25 protein-coding genes are annotated in these 26999 nt (G+C 62.9%); 18 read left to right on the top strand and 7 right to left on the bottom strand.

The genetic code is table 11. The features are described 5' to 3' along the window. From LDZ28_RS21250 to LDZ28_RS21225, 6 genes are all read left to right on the top strand, one after another. A complete protein-coding gene (locus tag LDZ28_RS21250) occupies nucleotides 1-657 on the top strand; it encodes a DUF2291 family protein (RefSeq protein WP_244830436.1) in 657 nt (218 codons plus the stop codon). Then, a complete protein-coding gene (locus LDZ28_RS21245; RefSeq protein ID WP_244830434.1) occupies nucleotides 654-2210 on the top strand; it encodes a sugar ABC transporter ATP-binding protein in 1557 nt (518 codons plus the stop codon). Before LDZ28_RS21250 ends, LDZ28_RS21245 begins: the two co-directional genes overlap by 4 nt. Nucleotides 2211-2237: 27 nt before the next feature. After that, nucleotides 2238-3332 (top strand): ABC transporter permease, encoded by a 1095-nt coding sequence (locus LDZ28_RS21240; protein ID WP_244830432.1) that lies wholly within the window; start codon nucleotides 2238-2240, stop codon nucleotides 3330-3332. 69 nt (nucleotides 3333-3401) lie between these two features. Then, nucleotides 3402-4355: a D-ribose ABC transporter substrate-binding protein gene (locus LDZ28_RS21235; protein ID WP_244830431.1), complete on the top strand. Its 954-nt coding sequence runs from the start codon at nucleotides 3402-3404 to the stop codon at nucleotides 4353-4355. Nucleotides 4356-4453: 98 nt separating this feature from the next. After that, nucleotides 4454-5215 carry a triose-phosphate isomerase gene (locus LDZ28_RS21230; RefSeq protein ID WP_244830429.1) on the top strand — a complete coding sequence of 254 codons (762 nt, stop codon included), beginning with the start codon at nucleotides 4454-4456 and terminating at the stop codon, nucleotides 5213-5215. A 43-nt stretch (nucleotides 5216-5258) separates the two neighbouring features. After that, nucleotides 5259-5711, top strand: a complete 453-nt coding sequence (locus LDZ28_RS21225) for an RpiB/LacA/LacB family sugar-phosphate isomerase (RefSeq protein ID WP_244830427.1) — start codon at nucleotides 5259-5261, stop codon at nucleotides 5709-5711. An 11-nt stretch (nucleotides 5712-5722) separates the two neighbouring features. Here LDZ28_RS21225 and LDZ28_RS21220 read toward each other — a convergent pair whose 3' ends face one another. Beyond that, a complete protein-coding gene (locus tag LDZ28_RS21220) occupies nucleotides 5723-6676 on the bottom strand; it encodes a LysR family transcriptional regulator (protein WP_244830425.1) in 954 nt (317 codons plus the stop codon). Between the two features lie 103 nt (nucleotides 6677-6779). On the opposite strand from LDZ28_RS21220, the gene LDZ28_RS21215 reads away from it, so the two are divergent. From LDZ28_RS21215 to LDZ28_RS21205, 3 genes are read left to right on the top strand one after another with little or no spacing between them, the layout of a single operon-like run. Beyond that, entirely contained in the window at nucleotides 6780-7895 is a 1116-nt protein-coding gene (locus LDZ28_RS21215; RefSeq protein ID WP_244830424.1) for an aryl-sulfate sulfotransferase, read from the top strand. A gap of 38 nt (nucleotides 7896-7933) precedes the next feature. Continuing rightward, the gene (locus LDZ28_RS21210; RefSeq protein ID WP_244830422.1) at nucleotides 7934-9262 is read left to right on the top strand and encodes a uracil-xanthine permease family protein; all 1329 of its coding nucleotides are present in this window, start codon (nucleotides 7934-7936) and stop codon (nucleotides 9260-9262) included. Nucleotides 9263-9316: 54 nt separating this feature from the next. Continuing rightward, nucleotides 9317-10420, top strand: coding sequence for a porin (locus LDZ28_RS21205; protein WP_244830420.1), 1104 nt, complete (start codon nucleotides 9317-9319; stop codon nucleotides 10418-10420). Between the two features lie 74 nt (nucleotides 10421-10494). Here the strand turns inward: LDZ28_RS21205 and dacB are convergent, their stop codons facing one another. Continuing rightward, complete coding sequence (dacB, locus tag LDZ28_RS21200) at nucleotides 10495-12162, bottom strand: D-alanyl-D-alanine carboxypeptidase/D-alanyl-D-alanine-endopeptidase (RefSeq protein ID WP_370652245.1); 1668 nt, start codon at nucleotides 12160-12162, stop codon at nucleotides 10495-10497. A 320-nt stretch (nucleotides 12163-12482) separates the two neighbouring features. On the opposite strand from dacB, the gene LDZ28_RS32700 reads away from it, so the two are divergent. After that, on the top strand, nucleotides 12483-12860 hold the full coding sequence (locus LDZ28_RS32700; RefSeq protein ID WP_255784900.1) for an NAD-binding protein: 378 nt from the start codon (nucleotides 12483-12485) through the stop codon (nucleotides 12858-12860). A gap of 163 nt (nucleotides 12861-13023) precedes the next feature. Continuing rightward, on the top strand, nucleotides 13024-14433 hold the full coding sequence (locus LDZ28_RS21190; RefSeq protein ID WP_244830419.1) for a DEAD/DEAH box helicase: 1410 nt from the start codon (nucleotides 13024-13026) through the stop codon (nucleotides 14431-14433). 73 nt (nucleotides 14434-14506) lie between these two features. Here the strand turns inward: LDZ28_RS21190 and LDZ28_RS21185 are convergent, their stop codons facing one another. The 5 genes from LDZ28_RS21185 to LDZ28_RS21165 are packed head-to-tail and all read right to left on the bottom strand — an operon-like array spanning nucleotide 14507 to nucleotide 19718. Beyond that, complete coding sequence (locus tag LDZ28_RS21185) at nucleotides 14507-15787, bottom strand: MFS transporter (RefSeq protein ID WP_244830418.1); 1281 nt, start codon at nucleotides 15785-15787, stop codon at nucleotides 14507-14509. 22 nt (nucleotides 15788-15809) lie between these two features. Beyond that, on the bottom strand, nucleotides 15810-16766 hold the full coding sequence (locus LDZ28_RS21180) for an N-carbamoyl-D-amino-acid hydrolase (protein WP_244830417.1): 957 nt from the start codon (nucleotides 16764-16766) through the stop codon (nucleotides 15810-15812). Then, the gene (hydA, locus tag LDZ28_RS21175; RefSeq protein WP_244830415.1) at nucleotides 16763-18289 is read right to left on the bottom strand and encodes a dihydropyrimidinase; all 1527 of its coding nucleotides are present in this window, start codon (nucleotides 18287-18289) and stop codon (nucleotides 16763-16765) included. Before hydA ends, LDZ28_RS21180 begins: the two co-directional genes overlap by 4 nt. Then, nucleotides 18271-19044 carry an aspartate/glutamate racemase family protein gene (locus LDZ28_RS21170; RefSeq protein ID WP_244830413.1) on the bottom strand — a complete coding sequence of 258 codons (774 nt, stop codon included), beginning with the start codon at nucleotides 19042-19044 and terminating at the stop codon, nucleotides 18271-18273. The genes hydA and LDZ28_RS21170 overlap by 19 nt, the downstream gene beginning before the upstream one ends. Further along, nucleotides 19041-19718: an aspartate/glutamate racemase family protein gene (locus LDZ28_RS21165; protein WP_244830408.1), complete on the bottom strand. Its 678-nt coding sequence runs from the start codon at nucleotides 19716-19718 to the stop codon at nucleotides 19041-19043. The genes LDZ28_RS21170 and LDZ28_RS21165 overlap by 4 nt, the downstream gene beginning before the upstream one ends. Before the next feature lie 209 nt (nucleotides 19719-19927). On the opposite strand from LDZ28_RS21165, the gene LDZ28_RS21160 reads away from it, so the two are divergent. The 7 genes from LDZ28_RS21160 (at nucleotide 19928) to LDZ28_RS21130 (ending at nucleotide 26988) form a co-directional block, all read left to right on the top strand. Then, entirely contained in the window at nucleotides 19928-20866 is a 939-nt protein-coding gene (locus LDZ28_RS21160; protein WP_244830407.1) for a LysR substrate-binding domain-containing protein, read from the top strand. 147 nt (nucleotides 20867-21013) lie between these two features. Beyond that, a complete protein-coding gene (leuC, locus tag LDZ28_RS21155; protein WP_244830406.1) occupies nucleotides 21014-22444 on the top strand; it encodes a 3-isopropylmalate dehydratase large subunit in 1431 nt (476 codons plus the stop codon). A gap of 2 nt (nucleotides 22445-22446) precedes the next feature. Beyond that, nucleotides 22447-23043: a 3-isopropylmalate dehydratase small subunit gene (leuD, locus tag LDZ28_RS21150; RefSeq protein WP_244830405.1), complete on the top strand. Its 597-nt coding sequence runs from the start codon at nucleotides 22447-22449 to the stop codon at nucleotides 23041-23043. A 49-nt stretch (nucleotides 23044-23092) separates the two neighbouring features. Next, the gene (gene leuB, locus LDZ28_RS21145) at nucleotides 23093-24163 is read left to right on the top strand and encodes a 3-isopropylmalate dehydrogenase (RefSeq protein ID WP_244830403.1); all 1071 of its coding nucleotides are present in this window, start codon (nucleotides 23093-23095) and stop codon (nucleotides 24161-24163) included. 143 nt (nucleotides 24164-24306) lie between these two features. Further along, complete coding sequence (locus LDZ28_RS21140) at nucleotides 24307-25332, top strand: ABC transporter substrate-binding protein (RefSeq protein WP_244830401.1); 1026 nt, start codon at nucleotides 24307-24309, stop codon at nucleotides 25330-25332. Next, nucleotides 25329-26201 carry an ABC transporter ATP-binding protein gene (locus tag LDZ28_RS21135; protein WP_370652244.1) on the top strand — a complete coding sequence of 291 codons (873 nt, stop codon included), beginning with the start codon at nucleotides 25329-25331 and terminating at the stop codon, nucleotides 26199-26201. Before LDZ28_RS21140 ends, LDZ28_RS21135 begins: the two co-directional genes overlap by 4 nt. Further along, on the top strand, nucleotides 26182-26988 hold the full coding sequence (locus LDZ28_RS21130; protein WP_244830399.1) for an ABC transporter permease: 807 nt from the start codon (nucleotides 26182-26184) through the stop codon (nucleotides 26986-26988). Before LDZ28_RS21135 ends, LDZ28_RS21130 begins: the two co-directional genes overlap by 20 nt. The last annotated feature ends 11 nt before the right edge of the window (nucleotides 26989-26999 follow it).

The following is a 26999-nucleotide window of genomic DNA, read 5'->3' as shown; positions in this document are numbered from 1 at the left end:
ATGAGCGCAATGACTCCGTCGATCAAGCATCAGGGCAAGCGCGGCATGCGCGTTGTGATCGGCATCGTGTTGCTGGCCATTTTGCTGATCGCGATGGCCATGAGTACCAAAATCGTGAAGATCGGTTCCGGCGCCGATACGCAGACCAAGGAGTTCGAGCCGGAAGCCTACGGCAAGAAGCAGTTTCCGAAGACGCAGGCCGCGATAGAAAAGCGCGCCGTCGATGCGGCGACGCTGGCCGCCGCCATTGCCAAGGATCAGGACGCGGCGGGCAAGCAATACGGCATCGCGGGCGGCGGCATCGGTCCTGAGATGTCGGTGAAGTTCTCGGGTGTCGCGGGCAAGGAAGACTCCGGCGTGTACGAAGTCAAGGTGCCGGGCCTGCCCGATTCGCTCGTCATACGCGTGCAGACGGGACCGGCGATCAACGGCACCGACTTGCGCGATGCCACGGGCGACATCAGCTTCGGCCAGTTCACGAATCAGATCGATTACCAGAACGCCGGTTACGCCATCAACACGGAGATGAAGAAACAGGTTCTGTCGAAGGTCGATACCGCCAAGTTGACGGGCAAGACAGTCGATGTCGTCGGCGTGTTCCAGCTGATCAATCCGAACGGCTGGCTCATCACTCCTGTGAAGCTGGACGCGAAATGAGCACCATCAATCCAACCAACGAACAGGGCGCGGCGAAGGATGGCGTGCTGCTGTCCGCGCGCGATGTCGTCAAGTCGTATGGCGGCGTGCATGCGCTCAAGGGCGTGAACTTCGAGATTCATCGCGGCAAGGTCACGACGCTCTTCGGCGAAAACGGCGCGGGCAAGTCGACGCTCATGAAAATCCTCTCCGGCGTGGAAAAGCCGACCTCCGGAGAAATCGAGCTGGATGGCGAACGCGTGGCGTTCACGTCATCGACGGATGCGCGCAATCACGGCATCTCGATCATTCATCAGGAACTGAGTCTCGCGCCGAACCTGAGCGTGCGCGACAACGTCTTCATGGGCCGCGAGCTGCGCACGCCGACCGGCGTCAACTTCGCCGAGGAAGCGCGGCAGACGCGCGCGCTGATGGAGGAACTCGAAGAAGACGTCGACCCCATGACGCTGGTGCGCGATCTGCGCCTCGGTCAGCAGCAGGTCGTCGAGATCGCGCGGGCGTTGTCGGTCGATTCGCGCATTCTGATCATGGACGAACCGACTTCGGCGCTGAGCGCATCCGAAGTGGAGGTGCTGTTCAAGGTGATTCGCGACTTGACGAGCCGGGGCGTGTCGATCGTCTACATCTCGCATCATTTGGAAGAAGCATTGCAGGTCACGGACTATGCCGTGGTGCTGCGCGATGGCCGCATCACTGCGACGGCGGAGCGCAAGGACATCGACCTCGCATGGATCGTGCGCAACATGGTCGGCGAGAACTTCGACCTCGGCTCGCCGCCGACCGGCTACGAGTTCGGCGAAGTCGCGCTCGATATCGACGATGTCAGCATTGCCGATGAATCCGGCTCAGGCGTGTCCGTGGTCGATCGTCTGTCGCTCAAGGTGCGCGCGGGAGAGATCGTCTGCATCTACGGACTGATGGGCGCGGGCCGCACGGAACTGCTCGAAGCGGTCGCGGGACGCACGCGGCTGCCGGTGACGGGCGGAACCATTCGGCTCGAAGGCGAGAGCATGGCGGGGCTGAGTATTGCGCAGCGCATTGGCCGTGGGCTCGTGCTGGTGCCGGAAGATCGTCAGCGCGACGGCCTCGTGCCGACGATGAGCGTCGGCTCGAACTTGTCGCTCGCGAGCATCCGCTCTTTCGTGAAGGGCATCTTGATGTCGCCGCCGGTCGAGCGTGAACTCGTCGGCCAGTCGATCCGCAACGTGCACGTGAAGACCTCGGGCCCGGGCGCTTCGATCCGTTCGCTGTCGGGCGGAAATCAGCAGAAGGTGGTGATCGGCAAGATGCTGGCAACCGGACCGCGCGTCATTCTGCTCGATGAACCCAGTCGCGGCATCGACATCGGTGCGAAGTCGGAAGTCTTTCGTCTGCTCGCCGAGAACGCGAAGAAGGGTTTGGCCGTGGTGTATTCGACGTCGGAAGTGGGCGAATGCCTGAGCGTTGCGCATCGCATCATCGTCATGCGGCGCGGAAAGATTTCCGCGGAATTCGGCCCCGACGCCAACAAGGACGACATCATGGCCGCCTCCGGCGAAGCCGTGGTCGCCTGAATCAGAACATGCCTGGAGACATTGAACATGAACGACGCTGCCAAAACATCGACTCGCTCCGGATCGTCCGGCGAAGGGTTCGACCTCGGCAAAGTGCTGCTCGAAGGACGCGCGTTCTTCGCGCTGATCGCCATCATCATCATCTTTTCGTTTCTCTCGCCGAATTATTTCGCAGTAGAAAATTTCCTTACGATGGCCTCACACGTGGCTATCTACGGGATTCTCGCGATCGGCATGCTGCTCGTGATCATCAACGGCGGCATTGATTTGTCGGTGGGTTCGACGCTCGGGCTGTCGGGCGTCGTCGCTGGATTTTTCATGCAAGGCGTGACGCTCAATATGTTCGGGGTCGTCATGTACCCGTCGGTCTGGGTCGTGGTGGTGCTGTGCTGCGCGCTCGGCGCGTTCATCGGGCTCGTGAACGGCATTCTCATTGCGCGCTTCAAGGTGCCGGCTTTCGTCGCCACGCTCGGCGTGATGTACGTGGTGCGCGGTTTCGCCCTTCTCATGACCAATGGCCTCACGTACAACAACCTGGGCGGTCAGGCGGACCTGGGCAATACCGGCTTCGACTACCTGGGCTTCGACCGCTTGTTCAACGTGCCGGTGGGCGTGCTGATTCTCGCGATCATCGCGATTCTCGGCAGTATCGCGCTCAATCGCTCGGCCTTCGGGCGCTGGCTCTATGCGTCCGGCGGCAACGACCGCGCGGCGGAATTGTCGGGCGTGCCCGTGAAGCGCGTGCTGATCAGCGTGTACATGTTGTCGGGAATGTGCGCGGCTATCGCGGGACTGATTCTTTCGTCGCAGCTCACGTCCGCCGGGCCGACCGCGGGCACGACCTACGAACTCACGGCCATCGCGGCGGTCGTGATCGGCGGGGCATCGCTGATGGGCGGCACCGGCAACATTCGCGGCACGTTGCTCGGCGCGTTCGTGATCGGCTTTCTGTCCGACGGGCTCGTGATTATCGGCATCTCGTCTTACTGGCAAACGGTATTCACCGGCGCGGTCATCGTGCTCGCGGTGTTGCTCAACGCCATTCAATATCGCCGCAAGGTCAAGCGTCCGACGCCGACCGGCGGCCCACTGGCTTCTCCGCAAGGCGGCGGCAAGGCATAGCCCGACCTCCGGCACGCGAGAAGAATATCGAAGTCCTGCGCCAACACCAACCCAAGAAAGAGACACGCCATGACTATGAAGAGAAAGACCTTGATCCTTGCGGCCCTCGCCGTGGCTGCGCCCTTGTTTGCGAGCCAGGCTCAGGCGGCGGGCGGGCTGATCAGCATTATCGTCAACGATCCCGCCAATCCTTACTGGCTCGCCGAAGGCAACATCGCGGCGGCGGAAGCCAAGAAGCTAGGCTATAGCGCAAACGTGTCGGCATCGAAAGGCGACACGAACACCGAAAGCCAGCAGATCGACACGGCCATCACCAACAAGTCGGTTGCGATCATTCTCGATCCGGCCAATGCGAGCGGCTCCGTCGGCGCCGTGAAGAAGGCGATTGCCGCGAACATTCCGGTGTTCCTCGTCAACGCGGAAATCAACCAGCCGGGGCTCGCGAAGGCGCAGCTCGTGTCGAACAACGCGCAAGGCGCGGCGCTCGGTGCTCAGCAATGGACGAAGGATGTCGGGTCGAAGGGCAACTATGTCGAATTGCTCGGCTCGCCTTCGGATAACAACGCCGCGACGCGGTCCAACGGCTACAAGTCGGTGCTCTCGCAGTATCCGGATCTGAAGATGGTCGGCTCGCAAGTGGCCAACTGGGATCGTACGCAAGGCTTCAATGCAACGCAGAGCCTGCTCCAGGCGCACCCGGATGTGATCGGCGTGATCAGCGGCAACGATGAAATGGCGCTCGGCGCGATTGCGGCGCTCAAGCAATCGGGCAAGCTGAAGAACGTGAAAGTCGGTGGTTTCGATGGCTCGCCGGCCGCGGTCGAGGCAGTGAAAGCGGGCGAGTTGCAGTACACCGTGCTGCAACCGGTCGCGGAGTTTTCCGCCAAGGCCGTGCAGGAAGCCGATCAGTTCCTGAAGACCGGCAAGACGGGCGCCGCCAGCGAAAAGCAGTTGTTCGACTGCGTGCTGATCACGAAGGCGAACGTGTCGAAATACACCGCGCCGTTCGTGCTTTCGAAGTGACCTAGCAGGCGTTTTCATCCGCGCGCCGGGCGGGCATGAGGCACGTCCGGCGCATGACGCGGCCTCATTTGCAAGACACACTGTCCGACAACCTAACCATGTCTGATACCCCGTTCTGGGTTGGCACGAGCTGGAAGATGAACAAGACCCTGGCGCAAGCGATCGCTTTCGCCGAGGGTTTGCTCGCGAGCCCTGACGACCCGCGAATCCAGTGCTTCGTGATTCCGCCGTTCACCGCGATTCGCGAAGTGAAGTCGATTCTCGCCGAGACCAATGTCAAGGTCGGCGCGCAAAACATGCATTGGGCCGAAGAGGGCGCGTGGACCGGCGAGATTTCCCCGCCGATGCTGGTCGATTGCGGCATGGATCTCGTCGAACTCGGCCATTCCGAACGGCGCGAGCACTTCGGCGAAACCGACGACACCGTCGGACGCAAGGTCGAGGCCGCCGTGCGTCACGGATTGACGCCGCTGATCTGCATTGGCGAAACGCTCGCCGACAAAGAGAGCGGACGCGCTGCGGACGTATTGGCCACCGAGGTGCGCGGCGCGTTGGCGCGTCTTTCTCCAGAACAACGAACGGCGCCGATTCTGCTCGCGTACGAGCCTGTATGGGCTATCGGCGAGAGCGGCATTCCGGCTAGTCCCGAATATGCGGATGCGCGTCAAGCCGAGATCAGCAAAGTGGCGGAGGAAACGCTCGGGCGAAGCATTCCCTGTTTGTACGGCGGCTCCGTCAATCCGGGCAACTGCGCGGAACTGGCCGCGTGCCCGCACATCGATGGACTTTTCATCGGCCGTTCGGCGTGGAGCGTGAGCGGCTATCTGGATATTTTGAAACGCGTCGGCGCGGTGCTTTGACTTGGCATGCGCCACCTGCATCGAACAATCGACGGAGATACTCATGAAGCTAGCAATTGGTGGAGACAGCGCCGGAGTGGGACTTGCACGCGTGCTGGCGGATTATTTGAAGGACCGCTTCGAGGTATTCGAGGTGTCGCACAATGAGGCGAGCCCGAACGAGTTTTACGCCAATCTCTCGGACCGCGTGGCCTCTGGTGTGATGAGCGGCGAATACGATCGCGCGATTCTCGTGTGCGGGACGGGCATTGGTGTAAGCATCTCGGCGAACAAGGTGCCGGGCATTCGCGCCGCGCTGTGCCACGATACTTATTCGGCGGAACGCGCGGCGCTTTCCAACAACGCGCAGATCATCACGATGGGCTCGCGCGTGATCGGACCTGAAGTCGCGAAGACCATAGCCGATTCGTTTCTCGCCAATACCTTCGACGAGAATGGACGCAGCGCGGGCAATGTGAACGCGATCAACGAGCTCGACGACAAGTATCATCGCTAGGATAGTGCTCGCTAGACCCGTGCGCCGCGCTTGCGCACGGGGCGCGTCGACGTGTGAAAGCGGTCCTCGGTTTGCTCGATAGCCTGTCCGAGAAATTGCAGGAACATGCCCATCGCGACCGTGGTCGTCAGATCGGAGCGTTGATACAGGCAACTGGACGATTGCGCGCCCGCATCGGCGAGCGGCGTCCATGCGAGCTTGCCCCCGGCGACGTCTTCCGCGACATTCTCCGCAATCAGAAAGCCGATGCCGATGCCATCCGCCACCAGCCGGCGCACCATGGCGACCGAACTGGTTTCGACGAGCGGTCGCGCATTGCGCCGGTCGCGGTGATCGATTTGATCGACCATCGCGCGCAATTCGGTATCCGGCGACATCAGGATGAGCGGATAGCCAAGGCAGTCGCGTAGTCGCGGACGTCGCTGGAGTTTCGTGAGCGGATGTCCCGGTGGCGTGACCACGCCGAGGTGCTGCACGTATGCGCGCACTTCCACGACGCCGGGCGGCGGCTTGCGACGCAGGCCGTAGCCAATGTCGGCCTCACCGGTCTCCACCCACTTCAAGATGTTTTCGCCGTTACCCGAACGCACGCTGTAGGTGACGCCCGGATAGCGCGTCATCGCGGCCTGAATCGCGCCGGGCACCAGATACTCCGCCGACGAAGGCGACACGGCCAGATTGACGTGTCCGCGCCGCAGCGAGCGCAAGTCCTCGACCTGAGTCATCGCGTTGTCGAAATCGCGCTGACCGCGCCGCACGGCCGCGATGATGATCTCGCCCGCCGTGGTGAGCTGCATGCCGCGCGGCAAGCGGTCGAAGAGCGGCGAGCCGACCTGTTCTTCCAGATTGAGGATCTGCTGATGCACCGCAGCCGCGGTCAGATGCAGCGATTCGGCCGCCTTGCGGATGGAACCGCGCCTGACGACTTCGTCGAAGCAACGGAAGGTCTGTGATATCGGACGCATGGCTTACCGTATGGATTTTTCTGACGACCCGTTTAAAACAATCAGGTTTTACTGACGCGTGGAATAGCCTAAATTTTGCTCCATCATCTTAACGGAGCAAACCGTGACTACCACCGTCGATCAAATCACCCAGCGTCGCCGTGGCGTCGGGCTCATAGCGCACGACCCGAACCTGTCCGCTGGCGGCTATACGCTGATCGCGCCGCAAACGGCAGGCGGGCGCGTGTTTCTCGTCGATATGCGCGGCGAAGTCGTGCATGAATGGCAGATGCCGGTGCGCCCCGGCCGTCATGCGGTGATTCTCCCGAACGGCAATCTCGGTTACAACGGCAATCATGCGGATTCGGAAGATCGATATGCGCCTTGGTCGATGTGGCACGGCGGCGATTTCTACGAAGTATCGCCGGAGGGCGAGGTAGTGTGGCGGTACCAGGACCCGGCGCATCATCACGACGCGCAGTGGCTGCCGAACGGAAACCTGCTGTACGCCGCGTGCGCGCCGGTGCCCGCGGGTTTCGCCGATCGCGTGCCGGGCGGCACGGCGCATGGTCCGGACGAGCCCATGTCCGCGGACGTGATCCGCGAAGTGAATCGCGCGGGCGAACTCGTGTGGGAATGGAAAGCCTGGGAGCATCTCGATCCGAAAGACTTTCCTATCGCGCCGGGCTTCGGCCGTTATCACTGGCCGCTCGTGAACGGGCTCGGTGTGAACGCGCAAGGCGAGGTGCTGATGAGCTTGCGCACCACGTCGGGCATTATCGCGGTCGACCGTCGAACGGGCCACGTGACCATGCATATCCCACCGGACGTGGTTTCGCATCAGCATGCGCCGGTCGCGCTCGCCAACGGCAACATCCTCACGTTCGACAACGGCAACTTTCGCGCAGGCGCGCACGTGGCGTTCTCGCGTGTGTTGGAGATCGATCCGTCGACGCACGAAATCGTATGGTCTTACGCCGACGACATGGTCAATATGTTCTACAGCGCGTTCATGGGCAACGCGCAGCGGCTCGCGAACGGCAACACGCACATCACCGAATCGGCGACGGGGCGTCTTTTCGAAGTCACGCCCGCAGGCGAAGTGGTATGGGAATACGTGATTCCGTGGTTCGCCGAATACCCGGACGAAGCGGCCCGCAAGACAGGTCCGGGGCAATTGAACAGCGTCTTTCAAACCTTCCGCTACCGCCGCGAGCAATTGCCGTGGTTGCCTGCTTGAGCGCCGTGCGCCACGCGCTTCGAAACCATGGGGGTCTCGTGAAAGCTGAATCCGCCACGCATGATGTCGACGCGCGTTTGCCCGCATGGCAACTCGCGCTGTTCGGTTTGCAACATGTGCTGTCCATGGCCGCATCGCCCGTTACGGCGGTCTTTCTGATGTCGCGCATGTTGTCGCTGCCAGCCGAGATGACCGTGCATTTGATCGGCGCGACGTTCTTCGTGTGCGGCGCCGGCACGATCTTACAGTCGCTCGGCGCGGGGCCGGTGGGCGCGCGGCTGCCATTCGTGATGGTGCCGGGCGGCGCGCCCGCGATGCTCTTCGCCGTCATCGCGATGCAAACGGATCTGCGTACCGCGGCGGGCGCGGCGATCCTCACCAGTCTCTTCTACTGGATCGTGCTGCCGGTATTCGCGCGCTGTCTGCGCTTCTTTCCGCGCGTGGTCGTGGGCGCCATGCTGCTGCTCGTCTCGGTCAGTCTCATCAGGATTTACGCCGGAATCGTCGTCGGGCAGCCGGGGACGCCGGGCTTTGCGCGGCCCGAGGCGCTCGGACTTGCGCTGCTGACCATCGTGGCCACGCTCGCGGTCGCGCGTCTCTTCAAGGGCACGCTGGGCAGGCTCGCGGTGCTGCTGGGTCTTGTCATCGGCACGTTCGCCGCCTGGGCAATGGGTTCGATGTCCCTAAGCGGCCTCTGGAGCGGCCCGCTCTTCACGTGGCCGATGCTATTGCCCTTCGGCATGCCGCGCTTCGACGTGCTGGCCGCGCTTCCCATGCTGATCTTCAGTGTCATTTCGATGGCCGAAGCCACTGGGCAGACGGTTGCCGTCGGCGAGATCACGGGCAGGAAGATCGACGTTCGCCGCGACGTACCGCGCACGATTCGCGGCGATGCGCTGGCGTCGCTGATCGGCTCGTTGCTCGGCACGTCGCTCATCATCACGAGCGCGGAGAATATCGGCGTCGTGCAGACCACGCGTGTGCGGTCTCGCTACGTCACCGCGACGGCGGGCGTGATGCTGATGCTCATCGCGCTGTTCGTGCCGCTCGGACGCCTTGCCTACGCGATTCCGGCGCCCGTGGTCGGCGGCACCGCGCTGATCGTCTTCGCGATGATCGGCGTGATGGGGATCAACCTGCTCGGCAAGGTCGATCTGCACGCGCGCGGCAATCAGTACACGCTGGCTGCGGCGCTCGTGATGGGTCTGTTACCGATACTCGTGCCCAACGTCTATGCAGCGCTTCCCGGCTCGCTGCAGATCGTGATGGGTAACGGCATGGCGGCGGGCACGCTGACGGCGATCATCGTCAATCTCATATTCGGCGCGTGGCGTCTCGCGCCGGTGGAGAAGGTTCAGTCAACCTGATTTCCGGACTTTCGAGCTCAGGCAGTTCTCCTTCTAACGCTCCTCCCAGACAGCATGACAACAAAAATTCATCGCGCGACACTCGTCGCGGGTTTGACCACGCTCGTCGTTTCGCCGCTGGCATTCGCGCAAAGCAGCGTCACGTTATACGGCAGCATCGATTCGGGTATTGGATACGTGAGCAATTTGCGCGGCTCGTCGGCTTATATCGCGCAGCAGGGGACCTTGCAGGCGGACCGCTTCGGCTTTCAGGGTGTCGAGGATATCGGCGCGGGGCGCTCGGTGCTGTTCAGGCTCGAAAGCGGTTTTGTCACGACGACGGGTGCATCCGCCAGCAGCACGACGTTCTTCAATCGACAAGCCTATGTCGGAATGTCCGACGCGACGCTCGGCACGGTCACGCTCGGGCGTCAGACCGACTGGAACTTCGACTGGCTCGGCTCGGTTTCGACAGCTCAGTTGCTCGGCGACTTTTCCGCGTTTCATCCAGGCAATCTCGATGGTCTCGGCAGCACGCTTCCCGTGCAGTTATCGAGCACGGTCAAGTGGAAGAGCGCTGCATATCGCGGCCTGAGCGTCGGCGCGCTTTATGGATTTCCGGGTGCATCGGCCAGCAATACCAACGGGCGGACGATCAGTTTCGGTGGGAACTATACCAAGGGTCCGCTCAAACTGGTGGCGGTGTATTCGGAGTACCGCGACCGGCTGCTGCCGCTATCCAGCGGGCTCGGGCTGACTTCGTTCGAAGGTCAGACGCTCGCGCCCGGCGCCACGTTCAATGCGAGCCAGGTGCGGGAGATGGGTATTGGTGGCTCGTACCGGTTCGAGCGCGTCACGCTGCATGCGCTCGCAACCGATATGCGCATCGCGTCCAAGGGCGGCAGCGAACATTTTCGCAGCATCGACGGCGGTGCGAATCTGCGCGTGACACCCGCGGAGGAAATCGGCGTGGGCGCATGGACGGCGACGCTCGGCGCGCGTCGCTGGACGCAATTCACGGCGGCCAATGTGTATTCGCTATCGAAGACAACCCAGCTTTATGCCGATGTGATGTTCGAAACGGCGGGCGGCGGCGCGGTGGCCAATACGCTTGGCATCGGGGCGGCTTCGGGCAGGAAGCAGGTGGTGTGTCTCGCCGGGATTCATCATCTGTTCTGACAATGCTGACAATGATCGATCTTTCGGCAGCGTGAGGCCGCCGACGAAGTCAGCGACCCACGGCATATGTCGCATCATTGCAGTTTCCAGATTTGCGCCGCAATCTCGCCTTCGTCCTGGAAAGCATCGAGGATGGTTTCCAGCCCCACGAACGGCACGTTATTCACGGTCAGGAAGAAGGCAAGCCGCCGGCCGCTCCTTGCATCGATATACCCCGCAAGCGCCTGTGACTTGAGAAGCGGCACGGGCGGTGTGGTGTTGCTCAAACCGCCATACGTGCCGGTCTTGGCGTAGACACGACCCTTGGCACCGGCTAGCGTCGGATCGGCCTCGAAGCCGGTGACGGTCGTGAGCGAGCCATCGACGCCGAGTACCGGCAAAGTATCGACGTATGTCGCATAGTCGGGCTTGAGCCGCATGGCGCGCAGCAGCGTGATGACAGCCTTCGCGTTCGCGGTGGTATCGCCGCCGCCGCTGCCGTCGATGAAGTGATACTGGTCCGGCGAAATGCCGAAGGTCGAAGACAGTTCGCCTTGTTCGGTCGTAAGCGCCGTGGCCATGGTGCGCGAGCCGTTCTTCGCCAGTCCGTATTGCATCAGCGTAATGTCCGCGCCGATGTTGTAGCTCACCTTGTTCACGAAACGCAGATCCTGCGCATACGGAGCGGCGGTGAGTTGGGCGACCCGTTGCGCGCTCGAATAAGAACCTTGCGCCGGCAAGGATGCAACCGGATTCGCCTTGACGGGCGCGGCCGTCACGGTTACGCCCGCGCGTGCGAGCGCTTCGATCAGCACCGTGCGCGCATACGTGGAGGGATCGGTGATGCGAAACGTCTGCACCAGCGGATACACGCCGGTCAGCGCGGGCGGAACCCCCGCCGGCACCGTGCCGCTCACTTCGCCGACACAGGTAGCCTGGCCGATACAGTCGAGCGGCTCATCCGGGAATGCCTGATTGAGCACGACGGCGAAGTCCGACGTCGGCGCGCCCGTGGTGAGCGTCGATTGCACCGTGAACGCCGCCGACTGAGGCCGGTACACGAACGGCAGCAGCGCACCTTGCGCGCTCGCGTTGAAGGCGACATCCACGAGATCGTCGTTGACCAGGATCGGCGTCACGTTGAATTCATCGCGGAAGTCGAACGCGTCGAACAGACGATCGTCGATCACCACATCGCCATTGACCGTCTTGATGCCCGAGGCGGCGACCTGCGCGGCCAGCGCATTGTAACCGGCGAGCGGATCGGGCGTGGTCAGTTGCGCGTTGCCGACACTATTGGCTTCGTTGTGATCGAACGCGGTGAGCGCGATCGTCCCGTCCGGATTCGCGCGACCGCCCATGGTGAGATCGCCGCTCGCGACGAGTACGAGATTGCCGGTGAGCGTGCCGTTTGCATCGACGGTGCCTTGCTTGTAGACCGGCGTCACCAGTCGATGCTGCGCACCGATGACGTCGAGCGCATTGGCTGTGGAGAAGAGCTTACGCACGGACGCGATGAACACCTGTGAGCCCGAGTCGAGATCGTAGATGACATGTCCGGAATCCAGATCGACGACCTGCATGGTCCACGTCGCGCCGCTGTACGCAGGCTTTTTCATCACCTGCATGATGGTGTCGGGCACCGTGGTATCGGTATGGTCCGAGCCGCCGCACGATGCCAGCAACACGGCGGACGCCAGCGCCATGCAGCGCGTGAGGGTCGGTTCCATCAAAGGCTTGATTGCCGAGCGGAAAGACATCATTGCGTCGTATCCTTTTTGGTTGTAGCGCAATGCGTTGAGAGTCGCCGCTTGGAGGAAGCATTTGACCGGACATCGGTCGCGGGTGATCAGGGCGGGGACGTTTTTTGCGGTGCCGATGCAAATATAAGTTAGGAAGGCGGGACTGACTACGTACTCCCATACACGAACTGTGCGATGACGAACAGAGACGCGGCCGTCCGAATGTTCTGCGGGAATGGAAACGACCGGATAGCCAACACGTTCGCGTCGCGGTCAGGCGTTGCACGTGCCCCGACATCTTGCATGATCGTTCCTCCAGGCTCCCGTCATGCTGAACCCGACTGCTCCACGCGCTTCGAACGCTTCGCCGCCGGCGGTTTCGCAGCGAGTTTCGGCACAGCGTCCGGACTTGTCGCGACGAGCGCCCTGATGCCGGCAGCGGCAAACCTCACGATCTAAATACGTCGTTCGGCAGCCGGTCGTATCAAGTCTATTCGGCGAATATCGCGGATGGACACTACGAACCGGGGTTCAAGGCATCGCTCGGACTGAAGGATCTGCGACTCGCGTCTGAAGCCGCGCAAGAACTGGGCGCCGCGTTGCCGATGCTTGCCGCCGTCTACGAACGGATGACTGAAACCGTCGCGGCGGGATTGGGCGAGCGAGACTGGTCGGCCATGGCGAAAGTCACCATCGAGAAACCACGCACCGAGAAGTGAAGGGCGTCACTCAAGGCGCTTCCTGCTGCATGAGCGCTCCTTACCGTTGGATTCCGTCGACGTCCTGTAAGAGACTGCCGACGCTGCTCGCTGTCGATATGGCTCAGCGCATGCAACGAGCGCCGTAACCGCTAAAATTGCGGTTTTAGCCCGGAATACCTGCATGTCTTTTGCCTCGCTTGGCCTGATCGATCCGTTGCTGCGCAACCTGCAGAAGCTCAATTACCAGACACCCACGCCGGTGCAGGTCAAGGCGATTCCTGCTGTGCTCGGTGGCCAGGACGTCATGGCCGCCGCGCAGACCGGCACGGGCAAGACCGCGGGTTTTGCGCTGCCGCTGCTGCAACGGCTGGTGCAACACGGGCCGGCCGTGTCGAGCAATCGCGCGCGCGTTCTGGTTCTCGTGCCCACGCGCGAACTGGCTGAACAAGTGCTGCAAAGCTTTATCGATTACGGCGAAGGCCTGGACCTGCGATTCCTGGCCGCGTATGGCGGCGTGAGCATCAATCCGCAGATGATGGCCTTGCGCAAAGGCGTCGATGTGCTGGTTGCCACACCGGGCCGTTTGCTGGATCTGAATCGCCAAAATGCGGTGCAGTTCGATCGAGTACAGACGCTAGTGCTGGATGAAGCCGACCGCATGCTCGATCTGGGCTTCGCACGCGAACTCAACGCCGTGTTCGCCGCCTTGCCCGCAAAGCGTCAGACGCTGCTGTTCTCCGCCACGTTCTCCGATGAAATCCGCGCCATGGCCGCGAGCATTCTGCGCGACCCGGTCAACATCAGCGTCAGCCCGCCCAATGCCACGGCCAGCAATATCAAGCAGTGGGTGGTGACGGTGGATAAGAGGAACAAGCCTGAACTCTTCATGCACCTCGTGGCCGAGAACAAGTGGGAGCACGCGCTGGTGTTCGTCAAGACCCGTAATGGCGTCGACTATCTGGCGGCCGTGCTGGATGAAGCGGGTTATTCGGTCGACACCATCCACGGCGACAAGCCGCAACCCGCGCGTTTGCATGCACTCGAACGCTTCAAGACTGGCGAAGTCCATATGCTGGTCGCCACCGATGTGGCTGCGCGCGGACTGGATATCGACGACCTGCCTTTGGTCATCAACGTCGATCTGCCGATCGTGGCGCAAGACTATGTGCACCGCATAGGCCGCACCGGTCGCGCGGGCGCGAGCGGCGTGGCGGTGTCGCTCGTATGTGCCGATGAAGCGCCGCAACTGGCCGCGATCGAAGCGCTGATCCGGCAAACGCTGGTGCGTCGGGAAGAGCCAGGCTTCGAAGCGAAGCATCGCGTGCCGCAAACCAGCGCGACGGGCGAGATCGTCAAAAAACCTAAAAAGCCCAAAAAGCCGAAAGTGCCGCAGGTTACGCCGGGCGCGGCGCCGGTGCCCGGCAAGAAGTCGCGCCCGCAGGGTGGTGAAAACAAGCGCAAGCCTGTGGCGCAACAAGACACAGGATTGTCCGGCGTCAATCCGTTTAGCGTGAAGAAGCCGCGTAGCAAATCCGGCAGCAAGCCAGCCGCGGTTGCAGGTAAGCCGGCTGGCGGGCGTGGCAAACGCTAGCCCTCGTCGGGGTGTGATCGGTCTCGCGATGCATCCCGACCGCCGGCCAGCGTTTTCCGCCTGTCACGTCCGCTCACTCCAACTCCACGCCCTTCAACTCCGGAATCAGCACGACAGTCGCGACGACATCGACGATATAGATACAAGCCAGCGCCGCGATGGCCGTGCCGAACGAGTAATAGCTCGCCACCGCGCCGATCGCGAGCGGTCCGAACCCGCCGACCGCGCGACCGATGCTCCACAGCACATTCTGCGCGGTGCCGCGTGCATGAGTCGGATACAACTCGGCCATGAGCGCGCCATAGCCGCCCATCATGCCGTTTACGAACACGCCGACCACCATGCCGCCAATCAGTAGCGCCTCGGGCGTCGTCATGCGCGAGTAGACGAACACCATGACGAGCGCGCCCAACTGATAGATCACGAAGGTAGGCTTCCTGCCGATTCTGTCCGCGAGCTGCCCGAAGATCCAGATGCCGACCAGCATGCCGAGAATCGACGCCGCCGTCCATGTCGCCGACTTGGCGAGCGTGAAGCCGAACGCCTTCGTCAGATAGCCCGGCATCCAGATGATGAGACCGTAGTAGCCGAAGTTCTGCACCGAACACATGATGATCATGCCGATGCTGCGGCGTCGCGTTTCCCGATCGCGAAACAGCGTCTTGAGGGGAAATTCGTGCCGCCTCCTGATTGCTTTCTCGATGAAGATCTTCGGTTCGCCAATCGCCTTGCGGATGACGAACGACAACACGGCGGGCGCGAGTCCCACGAGAAACATGCCGCGCCAGCGGATATGCGGCAACAATACCGGCGTCAGCAGCGCCGCGATCAGCACGCCGATCTGCCAGCCCATGCCGACATACGAGGAGACGCGTCCGCGCTTTTCGGCGGGCCACGCCTCGATGGCGAGCGCCATGCCGATACCGAACTCGCCGCCAAGTCCCAGGCCCGCCACGAAGCGATACGCTAGCAGGTCGTGGTATCCGGTCGCGAAAGCGCACAGACCGGTGAACAGCGCAAAGAGCAAAATGGTGTAAGTGAGCACGCGCACGCGGCCGAGATAATCGCTGAGTATTCCGAAGCCGATGCCACCCGCGACGCCGCCGACTAGCGTCCACGTAACGAGCGAGCCCGCCTGCGCGGAGCTGAGTCCAAGGTCCGCCGAGATGAGGCTCAGCATGAAGCCGAGGATCAGCAGGTCGAAGCCGTCCATGGCGTAGCCGGAAATCGATGCGACGAGCGCGCGCACGTGCGGCGGTCCGAATATCGATTTGTCCGTGGCGCTTTGTGGCGAGCTGCCGTAAGACGCCGGCCGTGCCGACGCCGATGCATCTTGCGTGATGTCGTCGTTCATGTGTGGTCTCCCCGTGGACGCCTTAATTGAGCGCGTCTGGATCGTGCGGCAGCGGCGCGCCCGCGCCGGTGCGCTCGACGATCAGCCCGTAATGTTCCGGCCGCCGATGCTTCGCGAAGTTGAAGACGTGCTCGCGGAACGTGTCGCCGAGCGCGAGATCGACGTTCGCGAAGATCACCTCGTCGTCTTCGCTCATGCTTTGCGCGGCGATCTCGCCCGAAGGCGCGACAATCACCGAGCCGCCGATCATATGAAAGCCGTCTTCCTTGCCGCATTTGGCGGCCGCGGCAATCCACATCGCATTCTGATAAGCGCTCGCCTGCAACGTGACGAGATGGGTATGCATGCGCAAATGGACCGGTTCGGGCCAATGAATGTTCTCGGACGGCGTGTTGTAGCCGAGCACGCCGAGTTCCGCGCCTTGCAGCGACATCGCGCGCCATGTTTCCGGCCAGCGGCGGTCGTTGCAGATACACATGCCGAGGCGCGCGCCCATCGTGTCGACGACAGGAAAACCCGAGTTGCCCACCGCGAAAAACTTCTTTTCCAGATGCTGGAAAGGCGCGTCCGGCTTGTGCTCCGAATGCCCCGGCAAATGCGTCTTGCGATACTTCGCGACGATCTTGCCGCTGTCATCGACGATGATCGACGTATTGAAGCGCTCGCCTTGCGCCGTCAGTTCCGCATAGCCGAGATAGAAGCCGATGCCCGCGTCGCGCGCGGCGTCGAAGAGCGGCTGTACGTCGGGATTCGGCATCGATCGCTCGAAGAAGCGTTCCATGGCCGCTTCCTCGCTCATCCAGTAGCGCGGAAAAAACGTGGTGAGCGCGAGCTCCGGGAACACGACCAGCTTTGCACTGCGCGCTTTCGCTTCGTGCAGCATGGCGACGAGCCGCTCGACGACCGCCCGACGGTCATCTGCGAGATGGACCGGTCCCATTTGCGCGACGGCCAGGCCGATTTTGCGTGACTTGCTCATGACTTCCTCTTTTGTTCCGGGTGTTGATGTTCGGGGTATCCGAAAGACGGGTGGAGAGCGCCTGTCCCGGCGTCGGCAAGCGCGCGGAAAAACCGGCCGCTCGCGGAGACTTCGCGCGTGGCCTGATAGGGCAACGGCGTCGAGCGTGCAATGAAGCGGCCGCTGCCGGGTTCGGCATGAAAGCCGGCGTCATCGACGATCACGCGGCCCGCGCTCACCACCGTGCGCGGCCAGCCCGTTACCTTCGTCCCCTCGTAGGGCGTGTAGCCCACGCGATCGTGCAATGCGGAGGCTGTCAGCACGACTTCATGGTGTGGGTCCCAAACCGCCATGTCCGCATCCGCGCCCGCTTCGATCAGCCCTTTGCGCGGCGCGATGCCGTACATGCGCGCATGATTCGTCGAACTCAGCGCGACGAACTCGGGCAGCGTCATGCGCCCCTTGTGAACGCCTTCGGAGAACAGCAGCGGCAGGCGCACTTCGAGTCCGGGCATGCCGTTGGCCATCTGCTTGAACGTGGTGGCTTCGCCATGCGGCAGCTTGCCGGATTCGTCGAAGCGATACGGCGCATGATCCGACGACACCGTCTGCAACACGCCCGCCTTCAGCGCCGCCCACAAGGCTTGCTGAGCGTTCGCGTCGCGCAGCGGTGGGCTGCAGCAATATTTCGCGCCTTCGACTCCGGGAAGGTCCATCGCGTCTTCGGTGAGCAGCAGATAGTGCGGACAGGTCTCGCCGTACACTTGCGCGCCCATGCGCTGCGCCGCGCCGATGGTCGCGAGCGCGTCCTGCGCGGACACGTGAACGATGAGCACGGGCGCGTCGAAAAGCCTGGCGAGCTGGATCACGCGATTCGTCGCTTCGGATTCCGCCAGCGCCACGTGACTCGTCGCGTGGTACTTCGGCGCGGTGCGGCCGCTTTCGAGCAGCTTTTGCGAGACCCAGCGGATCACGTCGTTGTTTTCGGCATGTACCATCACGAGCGCGCGTTCGCGTGCGGCGAGAGCCAGCACGTCGAGCATCTGGTAGTCGTCGATCTTCAATTGATCGTAGGTCATGTAGACCTTGAACGACGTGATGCCCCGGCGAATCTGCTCGACGAGATCTTCCTGAAGCGTGCGGTGGTCCGTCTCCGAGACAATCAGGTGATAGCTATAGTCGATCACCGACTTTGCCCGCGCGAGCGCCGCGTAGTCTTCGGCCACTTGTTTGAGCGATTGTCCGCGATGCTGCGCGGCGAACGGTACGATCATGGTGGTGCCGCCGTGGGCCGCCGCGACGCTTGCGGAGTACCAGTCGTCGGCGCCCATGATTCCCATGCCCGAGCGTTGCTCGACGTGACAGTGCGTGTCGATACCGCCCGGCAGCACGTAGCGTCCGGTCGCGTCGATATCGCGTTTGCCTGCGGGCAGGCCGCGCGCCACTTCGACGATCCGGTCGCCGACCACGCCGACGTCCGCCTCGAAGACTGCCTCGTCCGACGCGACGAGTCCATGACGTATGGTCAGATCAAATTGCTGCATGTCTTTTGTCCGCTTGAGAATTCAGAGGTGTTGGTTCGCTCGCGCGCGGCGAGCCACCAGTCGACGCTTGCACGCGCGAGCGCTTCGGTCGGGTCGATTGCGGGTACGTCGAGCGCAACGCCCGCCAGCGCCACCGGAATTTCCGTGCACGCCATGAGCAACGCGTCGGCGCCGCGATCGATCAGTGCATGAGCGGCGCTTTTGAGCCACGCACGCGCTTCGTCGATTCTCCCGCCTTTCACGGCGGCGATTGCGCCCATGACCTGCGTCGTCTGCGACATCTGACCCGGTTCGATCGCGTCTATGCCGCTTGCAGCCAGTTGATCGTGATAGATGCGCGCTTTGAGCGTCGCTGTCGTCGCGAGCATGCCGACTCGCCGCGCACCGGGGCACTTCACCGCAAGCGCTCGAAGCGCTGCCTCGCCGATATGCAGCACCGGCCGTGCCGTCTCCTGCGCGAGCCGCTCGTGCCAGACGTGCGCCGTATTGCAAGGAATCGCGATGGCCGCGCAACCGGCCGCTTCGAGCGTGCGCAGGCCGTCGAGCAGATGCGGCCAGGGCGCGTCCGATCCCGCGAGAAAGGCCGTGCTGCGATCGGGTACTTGCGGCACGTTATGCACGATGACCGGCATATGCTCTTGATCGGACGCGGCGGGCGTCGCCTGAATCAGCTTGACGAGAAAGTCGGCGGTGGCGAGCGGCCCCATGCCGCCAAGCACACCGAGACGCGGAAGCGCAATGAGTGCGGCGTTCATGTCGGACGCCATGGGTCCTGCCGCTCGCGACAGATGGCGAAGGCGAGCGAGGCGGCCGTCGAGCACGGATCGATTACCGGCACGCCGAGCGCCGCTTCGATATCGGCGCGAAGCGGCGTCATGCCCGCGCAGCCGAGCACGATGACATCGGCGCCATCTTCGTCACACAGCGCGCGGCCGGTCGCGATGAGCTTGTCGAGCGCGGCGTCTCGGTTGCCCGATTCGGCCACGCCAAGATTCACGGCGCGCTCTCCCGCGACCGTCTGTGCGATGCGCGCCGCATGATAAGACCGCCAGTGACGCGGCATGCCGTGCGTGCTCGCCGCGATCACGCCGATGCGCGACCCGCGCGCAAGCGCGACGCCCATGGCCGCGGCACCGATGCCTAGCACCGGCTGTTGCGTGAGTTCGCGCGCGGCGTGCAAGCCGGGATCGCTGTAGCACGCGATGACGAACGCACTCGCCGACGCTTCATGCCGCGCGACGTACTCGGCCACGGCGACGGCGGCGCGGTCGGCATCGCGCTGGGTTTCGATGCCGCCGTCGACCGCGAAAAGCGTCTCGAAGCAAACGGGCGCGTCGTCCGCGCCTCGAAGCGCGCACACGGTCTTTTCGATCTCGCGCGTGACGGTGGCGAGACCGTTCGGATTCAGGAAATGGATAAGCTTGGGCATGGCTCGGATCGACTCTCTTCGCGGGGCTCGACTAGAACGAACCATAGCAACGTCGATATTCGCCGTGAAATAGTTCAAATTTCGTATCCCATAGACGCGCTGCATGGATTCGTCGCGCGGCGGTGCCCGCGCTACACTGCGGGCGGTTCACTTACATCCGAAAGCGGCGGCGCGGCAACATGACGGCGCGATGAACAACGACCAAGCCCATGAACTACGACGAGGAAATTCCCAACACGCGCACCATGAGCCTGCGGCAGATCGAGGTATTCCGCGCGATCATGATGACGGGTTCCATCAGCGAGGCCGCGCGTTCGCTGTATGTGGCGCAGCCCTCCGTGAGCCGTGTCTTGCAGGTGACGGAAAGCCGACTCGGGTTCTTGCTCTTCGAACGCATGCGCGGCCGGCTCTATCCGACGCCCGAGGCAAAACGTATCTTCGACGAAGTCATGCGCGCGTATGAAGGCATCGAGCGCGTCGATAATCTCGTCCGTTCTCTCGCCGACGGCACGAGCGGCAAGCTCAACATCGTATGCAGCCCGAGTCTCGGCGTGCATCTCGTGCCGCTCGCCATTGCACGATTCCACGCCGAATTCCAGCAGTTGCCCATTCAGTTCGAACCGCTCACGCACAACCATCTCGTGCCTCGCGTGCTGTTCGGCAAGAACTGCATCGGCGTATCGATGTTCGCCGTCGAGCACCCGAACCTCGTCACCATGCCGATTGCAAGCGGACGGCTTCTCTGTGTCGCGAAAAAAGGCGCGCTGGCCCGGCGGCGTGCGCTCGACCCGAAACAGGTCGCCGCCATGCCGTGGATCGATTACGAGCAGGACACGCCGCTCGGACGGATCGTCGGGCACGTATTCAGGAACGAGCGGCGGCCGGAGCCGGTCGTGCGCGTGCGCTCGGCCATCAGCGCCTGCACGCTCGCGAGGGAAGGCGTCGGCGTGGCGGTGGTCGATCCGTTCTGCATCGATTCCGCCATGCGAGACCTGCTCGATGTCGTGCCGTTGCGCGCCGAAGCCGAGCATCGGCTGACCGCGAGTCTCATCTATTCGCACGTCGAGCCGCTGTCGAACGCGGCCCGGCGCTTCGTCGAGATCCTGCGCGACGTGCTGAACGCGCATGGCGTCAGCCGTTCGACGTAGCTTTGTCATCGCCATTGGCGATGGTGCCTTGCCAAATGACCACGTCCAAGCCAGCCGGCCTGATGCAAGATGCTTCTCAAACAGCCACCGACAACAAAACTGCACCGCGCCTGACGAGGCGGTCATTTGACGGAGCGAGACGAAGCAATGCAACTCGATCAGGTTAGCGCGGGTCCACGCACGCTTTACGACAAGATCTGGGACAGCCACCGCGTGATGTCCCGCGACGACGGGCAGGATCTCCTCTACGTCGATCGTCATTACATTCACGATGTCACCGCGCAGTCGTTCGACCTGTTGCGCCAGCGCGGGCTCAAGCCGCGTTCGCCCGAGCGCATTTTCGGCACGCCGGATCACTACGTTTCCAGCACGGCGAACGATATCGCGGCGGTGACCGACCTCGAACGGCGCGCCATGATCGAGTCGCTGCAACGCGACGCCAACGAATCGCGCATCACCCTGTTCGACATGAACGACACGCGGCGCGGCATCGTCCACGTGGTCGGGCCGGAGCAGGGCCTGAGTCTGCCCGGCATGACCGTCGTTTGCGCCGACAGCCACACGTCCACGCATGGCGCGATGGGCGCGCTGGCCTTCGGTATCGGCGCCACCGAAGTGGCTCACGTGCTCGCCACGCAATGCCTGTGGCAGCGCAAGTCGCGCAACATGCGTATTACGCTCGACGGCATGCCAGGTTCGGGCGTCACCGCAAAGGACCTGATTCTCGCGGTCATCGCGCGAATCGGCGTGGCTGGCGCGACGGGACACGTGATCGAATATGCCGGCTCCGCCATCGCCGGCTTGTCGATGGAAGGGCGGTTGACGCTCTGCAACATGACCATCGAGGCGGGCGGTCGCGCCGGCATGATCGCCCCGGACGAAACCACCTTCGCTTATCTTGCCGGACGGCACTACGCGCCCACGGGCGACCGGTGGCAAAGGGCGCTCGCGTCTTGGCGCGGCTTGTTCACGGACCCAGGCGCGGTGTTCGATCGCGAAGTGCATATCGACGTGACCGAGATCGTCCCGATGGTCACATGGGGCACCACGCCCGGCTATGCCTGCGCCATCGACGGCCGCGTACCGGACCCCATGGAGCAGCCCGATCCCGACCTGCGCGCGGCGATGTCGCGTGCGCTCGACTACATGGGCCTCGCGGCGAACGAGTCGCTCGAAGGCGTCGCGATCGACCGGGTGTTCATCGGCTCGTGCACCAACGGGCGCATCGAGGACATGCGCAGCGCGGCGGAAGTGGCGCGCGGCCGTCATATCGCGCCGAGCGTGGAAGCGTGGGTCGTGCCGGGTTCGCATGAAGTGCGTGCGCAGGCGGAAGCGGAAGGGCTCGACCGCATCTTCATGGAAGCGGGTTTTCAGTGGCGCTATCCCGGCTGTTCGATGTGTCTCGCGACCAACGGCGATATTGCCGAACCCGGCCAGCGCTGCGCTTCGACATCCAACCGGAATTTCGTGGGCCGTCAGGGACCCGGCGTGCGCACGCATCTGATGAGCCCGGCGATGGCGGCCGCCGCGGCGGTGACCGGACGTCTCACCGATGTCCGCCGTCTCCTGGGAGTGTGAACATGGAACGACTGGAGTACCTCGATGCAGTCGCGGCGCCGATCGTCGCGATCAACTGCGATACCGACCAGATTCTGCCCGCGCGCTATCTGCAAAAACCCCGCTCCGACGACTTCGGCCAGTTCCTGTTTCGTGCGCTGCGCTTCGATGCAAATGGCGCGGAACGTCCCGACTTCCTGCTCAACCAGGCGCCTTTGCGGGAGTCGCGCATCGTCGTGGCCAACCATAACTTCGGTTGCGGTTCGTCGCGCGAGCATGCGGTCTGGGCGCTCTATGACTACGGCATCCGCGCGGCGATTGCACCGAGCTTCGGCGACATCTTTTTCATCAACTGCCTGAAGAACGGACTGCTGCCGATCGTGTTGCCCGAGGCCGTGGTGCTGCCGTTGCTCGATAGGTTGTCGGAGAGTCCGGGCAGCCGCATCGCCATCGACTTGCCCGCGCAGACCGTCACCTTGCCCGACGGGTCCTCGCACGCGTTCGAGCTGGAGCCCTTCGCCAAGGATTGCCTGTTGCGCGGCATGGACGAGATCGACTACACGCTTTCGCATCTGGACCGCATCGTGGCATTCGAGCGCGACCGTGCCGAAACCTTTTGACGGCGCGCACACGGCGCGCTGTTTCCAATAACGACCAAGGAGATTACAGATGAAGATTGCAGTCATGCCCGGCGATGGTATTGGCCCCGAAGTTGTCGCGGAGGCGCTCAAGGTGCTGCGAATCGTGGCGCCGCACGCCGAGACGCAGGAGGCTGCCATCGGCGATGCCGGCATTCAGGCGCACGGCGTGCCGCTGCCGCCGCCCACGCTCGAAGTGGCGCGCAAGGCCGATGCGATTCTCTTCGGCGCGGTAGGCGTGGCCGACGAAGCCGATATCCCGCGCGAGGAGCGTCCCGGCACCGGGTTATTGCAATTGCGCGAGGCACTGACGCTCTATGCCAACTTTCGCCCGGCCTTCATGTTCCCGGAGCTGATCGGCGCTTCGACGTTGCGTCCGGAAGTGGTGAATGGACTCGACATCGTGATCGTGCGCGAGTTGAACGGCGACGCCTACTTCGGCCAGCCGCGCGGCTTCGAGACCAATCAGGCGGGCGAGCGTGTGGGGTTCAACACCATGCGTTACTCGGAGTCGGAAGTGGAGCGCGTCGCGCATGCTGCCTTCAAGGCCGCGCAGCGCCGTCATCACAAGCTCTGCTCGGTGGACAAGGCCAACGTGCTTGAAGCAAGTCAGTTGTGGCGCGAGGTCGTCACGCGCGTCGGGCGGGAATACCCGGACGTCGAACTGAGCCATCTCTTCGTGGACGCCGCCGCGATGATGCTGATGCGGCGCCCCAAGCAATTCGATGTGATCGTCACGGGCAATCTCTTCGGCGATATTCTGTCGGACGCGGCCGCCATGCTGACCGGCTCGATCGGCATGTTGCCTTCGGCCTCGCTAGGCTATAACCGCAAGGGCTTGTACGAGCCGGTCCACGGGTCGGCGCCGGATATTGCCGGAAAGGACATTGCCAATCCGCTTGCCGCGATTCTGTCGTGCGCGATGATGCTGCGCGAGAGCTTCGAAATGGAAGACGACGCGCGCCGGGTCGAGCAGGCCGTGCGCACGGTGCTCGCGGCCGGTTACCGGACCGCGGATATCCAGCAGGAAGGCACGCAGCGCGTCGGCACCCGCGACATGGGCGATGCCGTGGTCGAGGCGCTGCGCAAACAGGCGGCCTAAGAAGATCGCGTTGCGCGGACCGGCTCCGCTATGTCGATAATCAGCAGTCGCGGGAGATACCAGGATATTCATAAGCCGGTCCGCAATTGACACTCTGTCGTCCCTGAAGTACCTAAAAATCCCTAAAAAGGGAGGAGACAACCATGAAGCTGAAACTCGCCATCGCGCTGTGTGCCGCGTTCGCGCTCGCCTGCGGTTCCTTGACGGCCGCAGCCAAGGATGTGCCTGAGAAGCCCGAACTGCACATCGCGGCGGCTTCGGTGGGCATCACCTACCTGCCCATGCTCGTCGCCAAACAGCGCGGCTATTTCAAGGACGAAGGGCTCGACGTGACCATCGCCGCATTCTCCGGCGGATCGAAGACACTGGAAGCGCTGCTCGGCGGCAGCTCCGACATGGTGGCGGGCGCGTATTCGAACACCATCACCATGGCCACCAAGGGACAGCATCTCGTGGTGGTCGCGGCGCAAGTCATCTGTCCGGGATGGATCTTCGGGGTGTCGCAGAAACGCGAGGGCGAAGTGAAATCGGCCAAGGACCTGAAGGGCATGCGAATCGGCGTGAGCGCGCCGGGTTCCAGCACGCACATGGCACTCAATTTCATTCTGCACAAGGCGGGGCTGCAGTCTTCCGATGTGTCGATCATCGGCGTGGGACAAGCGGCCGGCGCGGTGGCGGCCGTGCGGGCCGGGCAGATCGATGCGCTGATCGTCAACGACCCGAGCGCCACTATCCTCATGAAGGATGGCAGCCTCAAGCCGCTGGAGAACATGCGCACGGCTGAAGGGAACGTCAAGGTGTTCGGTTCCGATTACCCCGAGTCGAGCCTCTTCGCGACGCAGGAGTTCATCGGCAAGAATCCCAAGACGGTGCAGGCCGTCGCCAATGCGATCGTGCGCGCCGAGAAGTGGATCGCCAAGGCGACGCCGCAGGAAGTCGCCGACAACGTGCCCCCGCAATATATCGGCGAGAACAAGGCGCTCTATGCGGAGGCCTTCACGAACAGCCGCCGTTGCATTGCGCAGAACGGCGAGATCACGCCGAAGGGCGCGCAGACGGTGCGCGAGGTGCTGGCGGCATTCGACCCTGCAGTGGCATCGGCGAAGATCGATCTTGCATCGACGTATGACAACCGGTTCGTCAGGAAAGCGGCGGAGATCCAGCCATGAGCACGGCAACGTATGGAATCAAGGGCACCCCGAGCGTCCCCCTCGACAGCGAAAAAATCGAAGTGCGCGAAGCCCTGCGTTTCGACAATGTAACCTGCACCTTCGCCGGCAACGGCAAGAGGGCGCAGACCTACACCGCCGTTTCGGAGGCCACGTTGTCGATCGGCGACGGCGAGTTCGTGTCGATCGTCGGTCCCACGGGTTGCGGCAAATCCACCTTGCTCAACGTTGCTGCCGGGCTTACGCGGCCCTCGTCGGGCAGCATCAGCGTCTTCGACAAGAAGCTGACGCACGGCTTGAATACGCAGGCGGCCTATCTTTTTCAAGTCGATGCGCTCATGCCCTGGAAGACGACCGAAGACAACATCGCGATGGGTCTGATCTTTCGGGGAACGCCGCGCGAACAGGCGCTCAGCGTGGCGCGCGGCTGGCTCGATCGCGTGGGACTTCAAGGACACGGCAAGAAGTATCCGCATCAGTTGTCCGGCGGCATGCGCAAGCGTGCCGGTCTCGCGCAGGCGCTCGCGCTCAACCCTCGCATCATTCTGATGGACGAGCCGTTCAGCGCGCTGGATATCCAGACGCGGCACCTGATGGAAAACGAGTTGCTGCAACTGTGGTCGCACGACCGCAAGTCCGTGATGTTCGTGACGCACGATTTGGAGGAGGCCATCTCGTTGTCGGACCGCGTCATCGTGCTCTCGGCCGGGCCTGGAACGCGGCCTATCGCCGAGTTCAAGATTGACCTCGAACGTCCACGCGAGATGTCGGAAATCCGCATGACGCAGCGTTTCCTGCAACTGCACACCCAGATCTGGGACGTGCTCAGAGGCGAGGTTCTGAAAAGCTATGCGCGCAATCGAGTTTGACTCAAACAATCGCTTCACCGTCCTGGTCACGCGGCTTCTGATCCTGTTCGGTGTCTTGTTCCTGTGGTGGCTCGGCACGCATCAGAAGTGGCTGTCGCCGTTCTTCTTCGGCGATCCGCTCGGGGTGGCGGTGCGTATCGTCGACTGGTTCGTGACGGGCTCGATCTACCGTCATCTGTACACGACGCTCGTCGAAACCATGCTGGCGTTCGTGATCGGCACGGTTCTCGGGTTGGCATGCGGCCTGTGGCTTGCGCTCAGCCCGTTCCTCGCCACGGTCTTCGATCCGTTCATCAAGGCGATGAACTCGATGCCGCGCCTGATCTTCGCGCCGATCTTCGCGCTCTGGTTCGGACTCGGCATCTGGTCCAAGGTGGCGCTGGGCGTGACGCTCGTCTTCTTCGTCGTGTTCTTCAACGTCTTTCAGGGCGTGCGCGAGGTCAGCCCGACGGTGTTGTCCAACACGCGGATGCTGGGCGCCAACTCACGTCAATTGTTGCGGCATGTGTACTTGCCATCGGCGACGAGCTGGGTCTTTTCCAGCCTGCATAACGCAATCGGCATCGCCTTCGTGGGCAGCGTGGTGGGCGAATATCTCGGCTCGGAAAAGGGCGTGGGTTACCTGATCCTGCTGGCCGAAGGCGTATTCGATATCAACTCGGTGATCGCCGGCATTCTGGTGCTGACCGTGTTCGCCTTGATACTCGATACCGCCGTGTCGATGGTCGAGGATCATTTGCTGCGCTGGCGTCCTGTCGCCGGACAGACGGTGGCCACGAGCGCTTAAACCCCCGGCGC

Origin of the sequence: Caballeronia sp. TF1N1 (genome assembly GCF_022878925.1) — a bacterium.
Classification (GTDB): domain Bacteria; phylum Pseudomonadota; class Gammaproteobacteria; order Burkholderiales; family Burkholderiaceae; genus Caballeronia.
The sequence above is the reverse complement of the archived record's forward strand: the minus strand, read 5'-3'. Positions and strand labels throughout refer to the sequence as shown.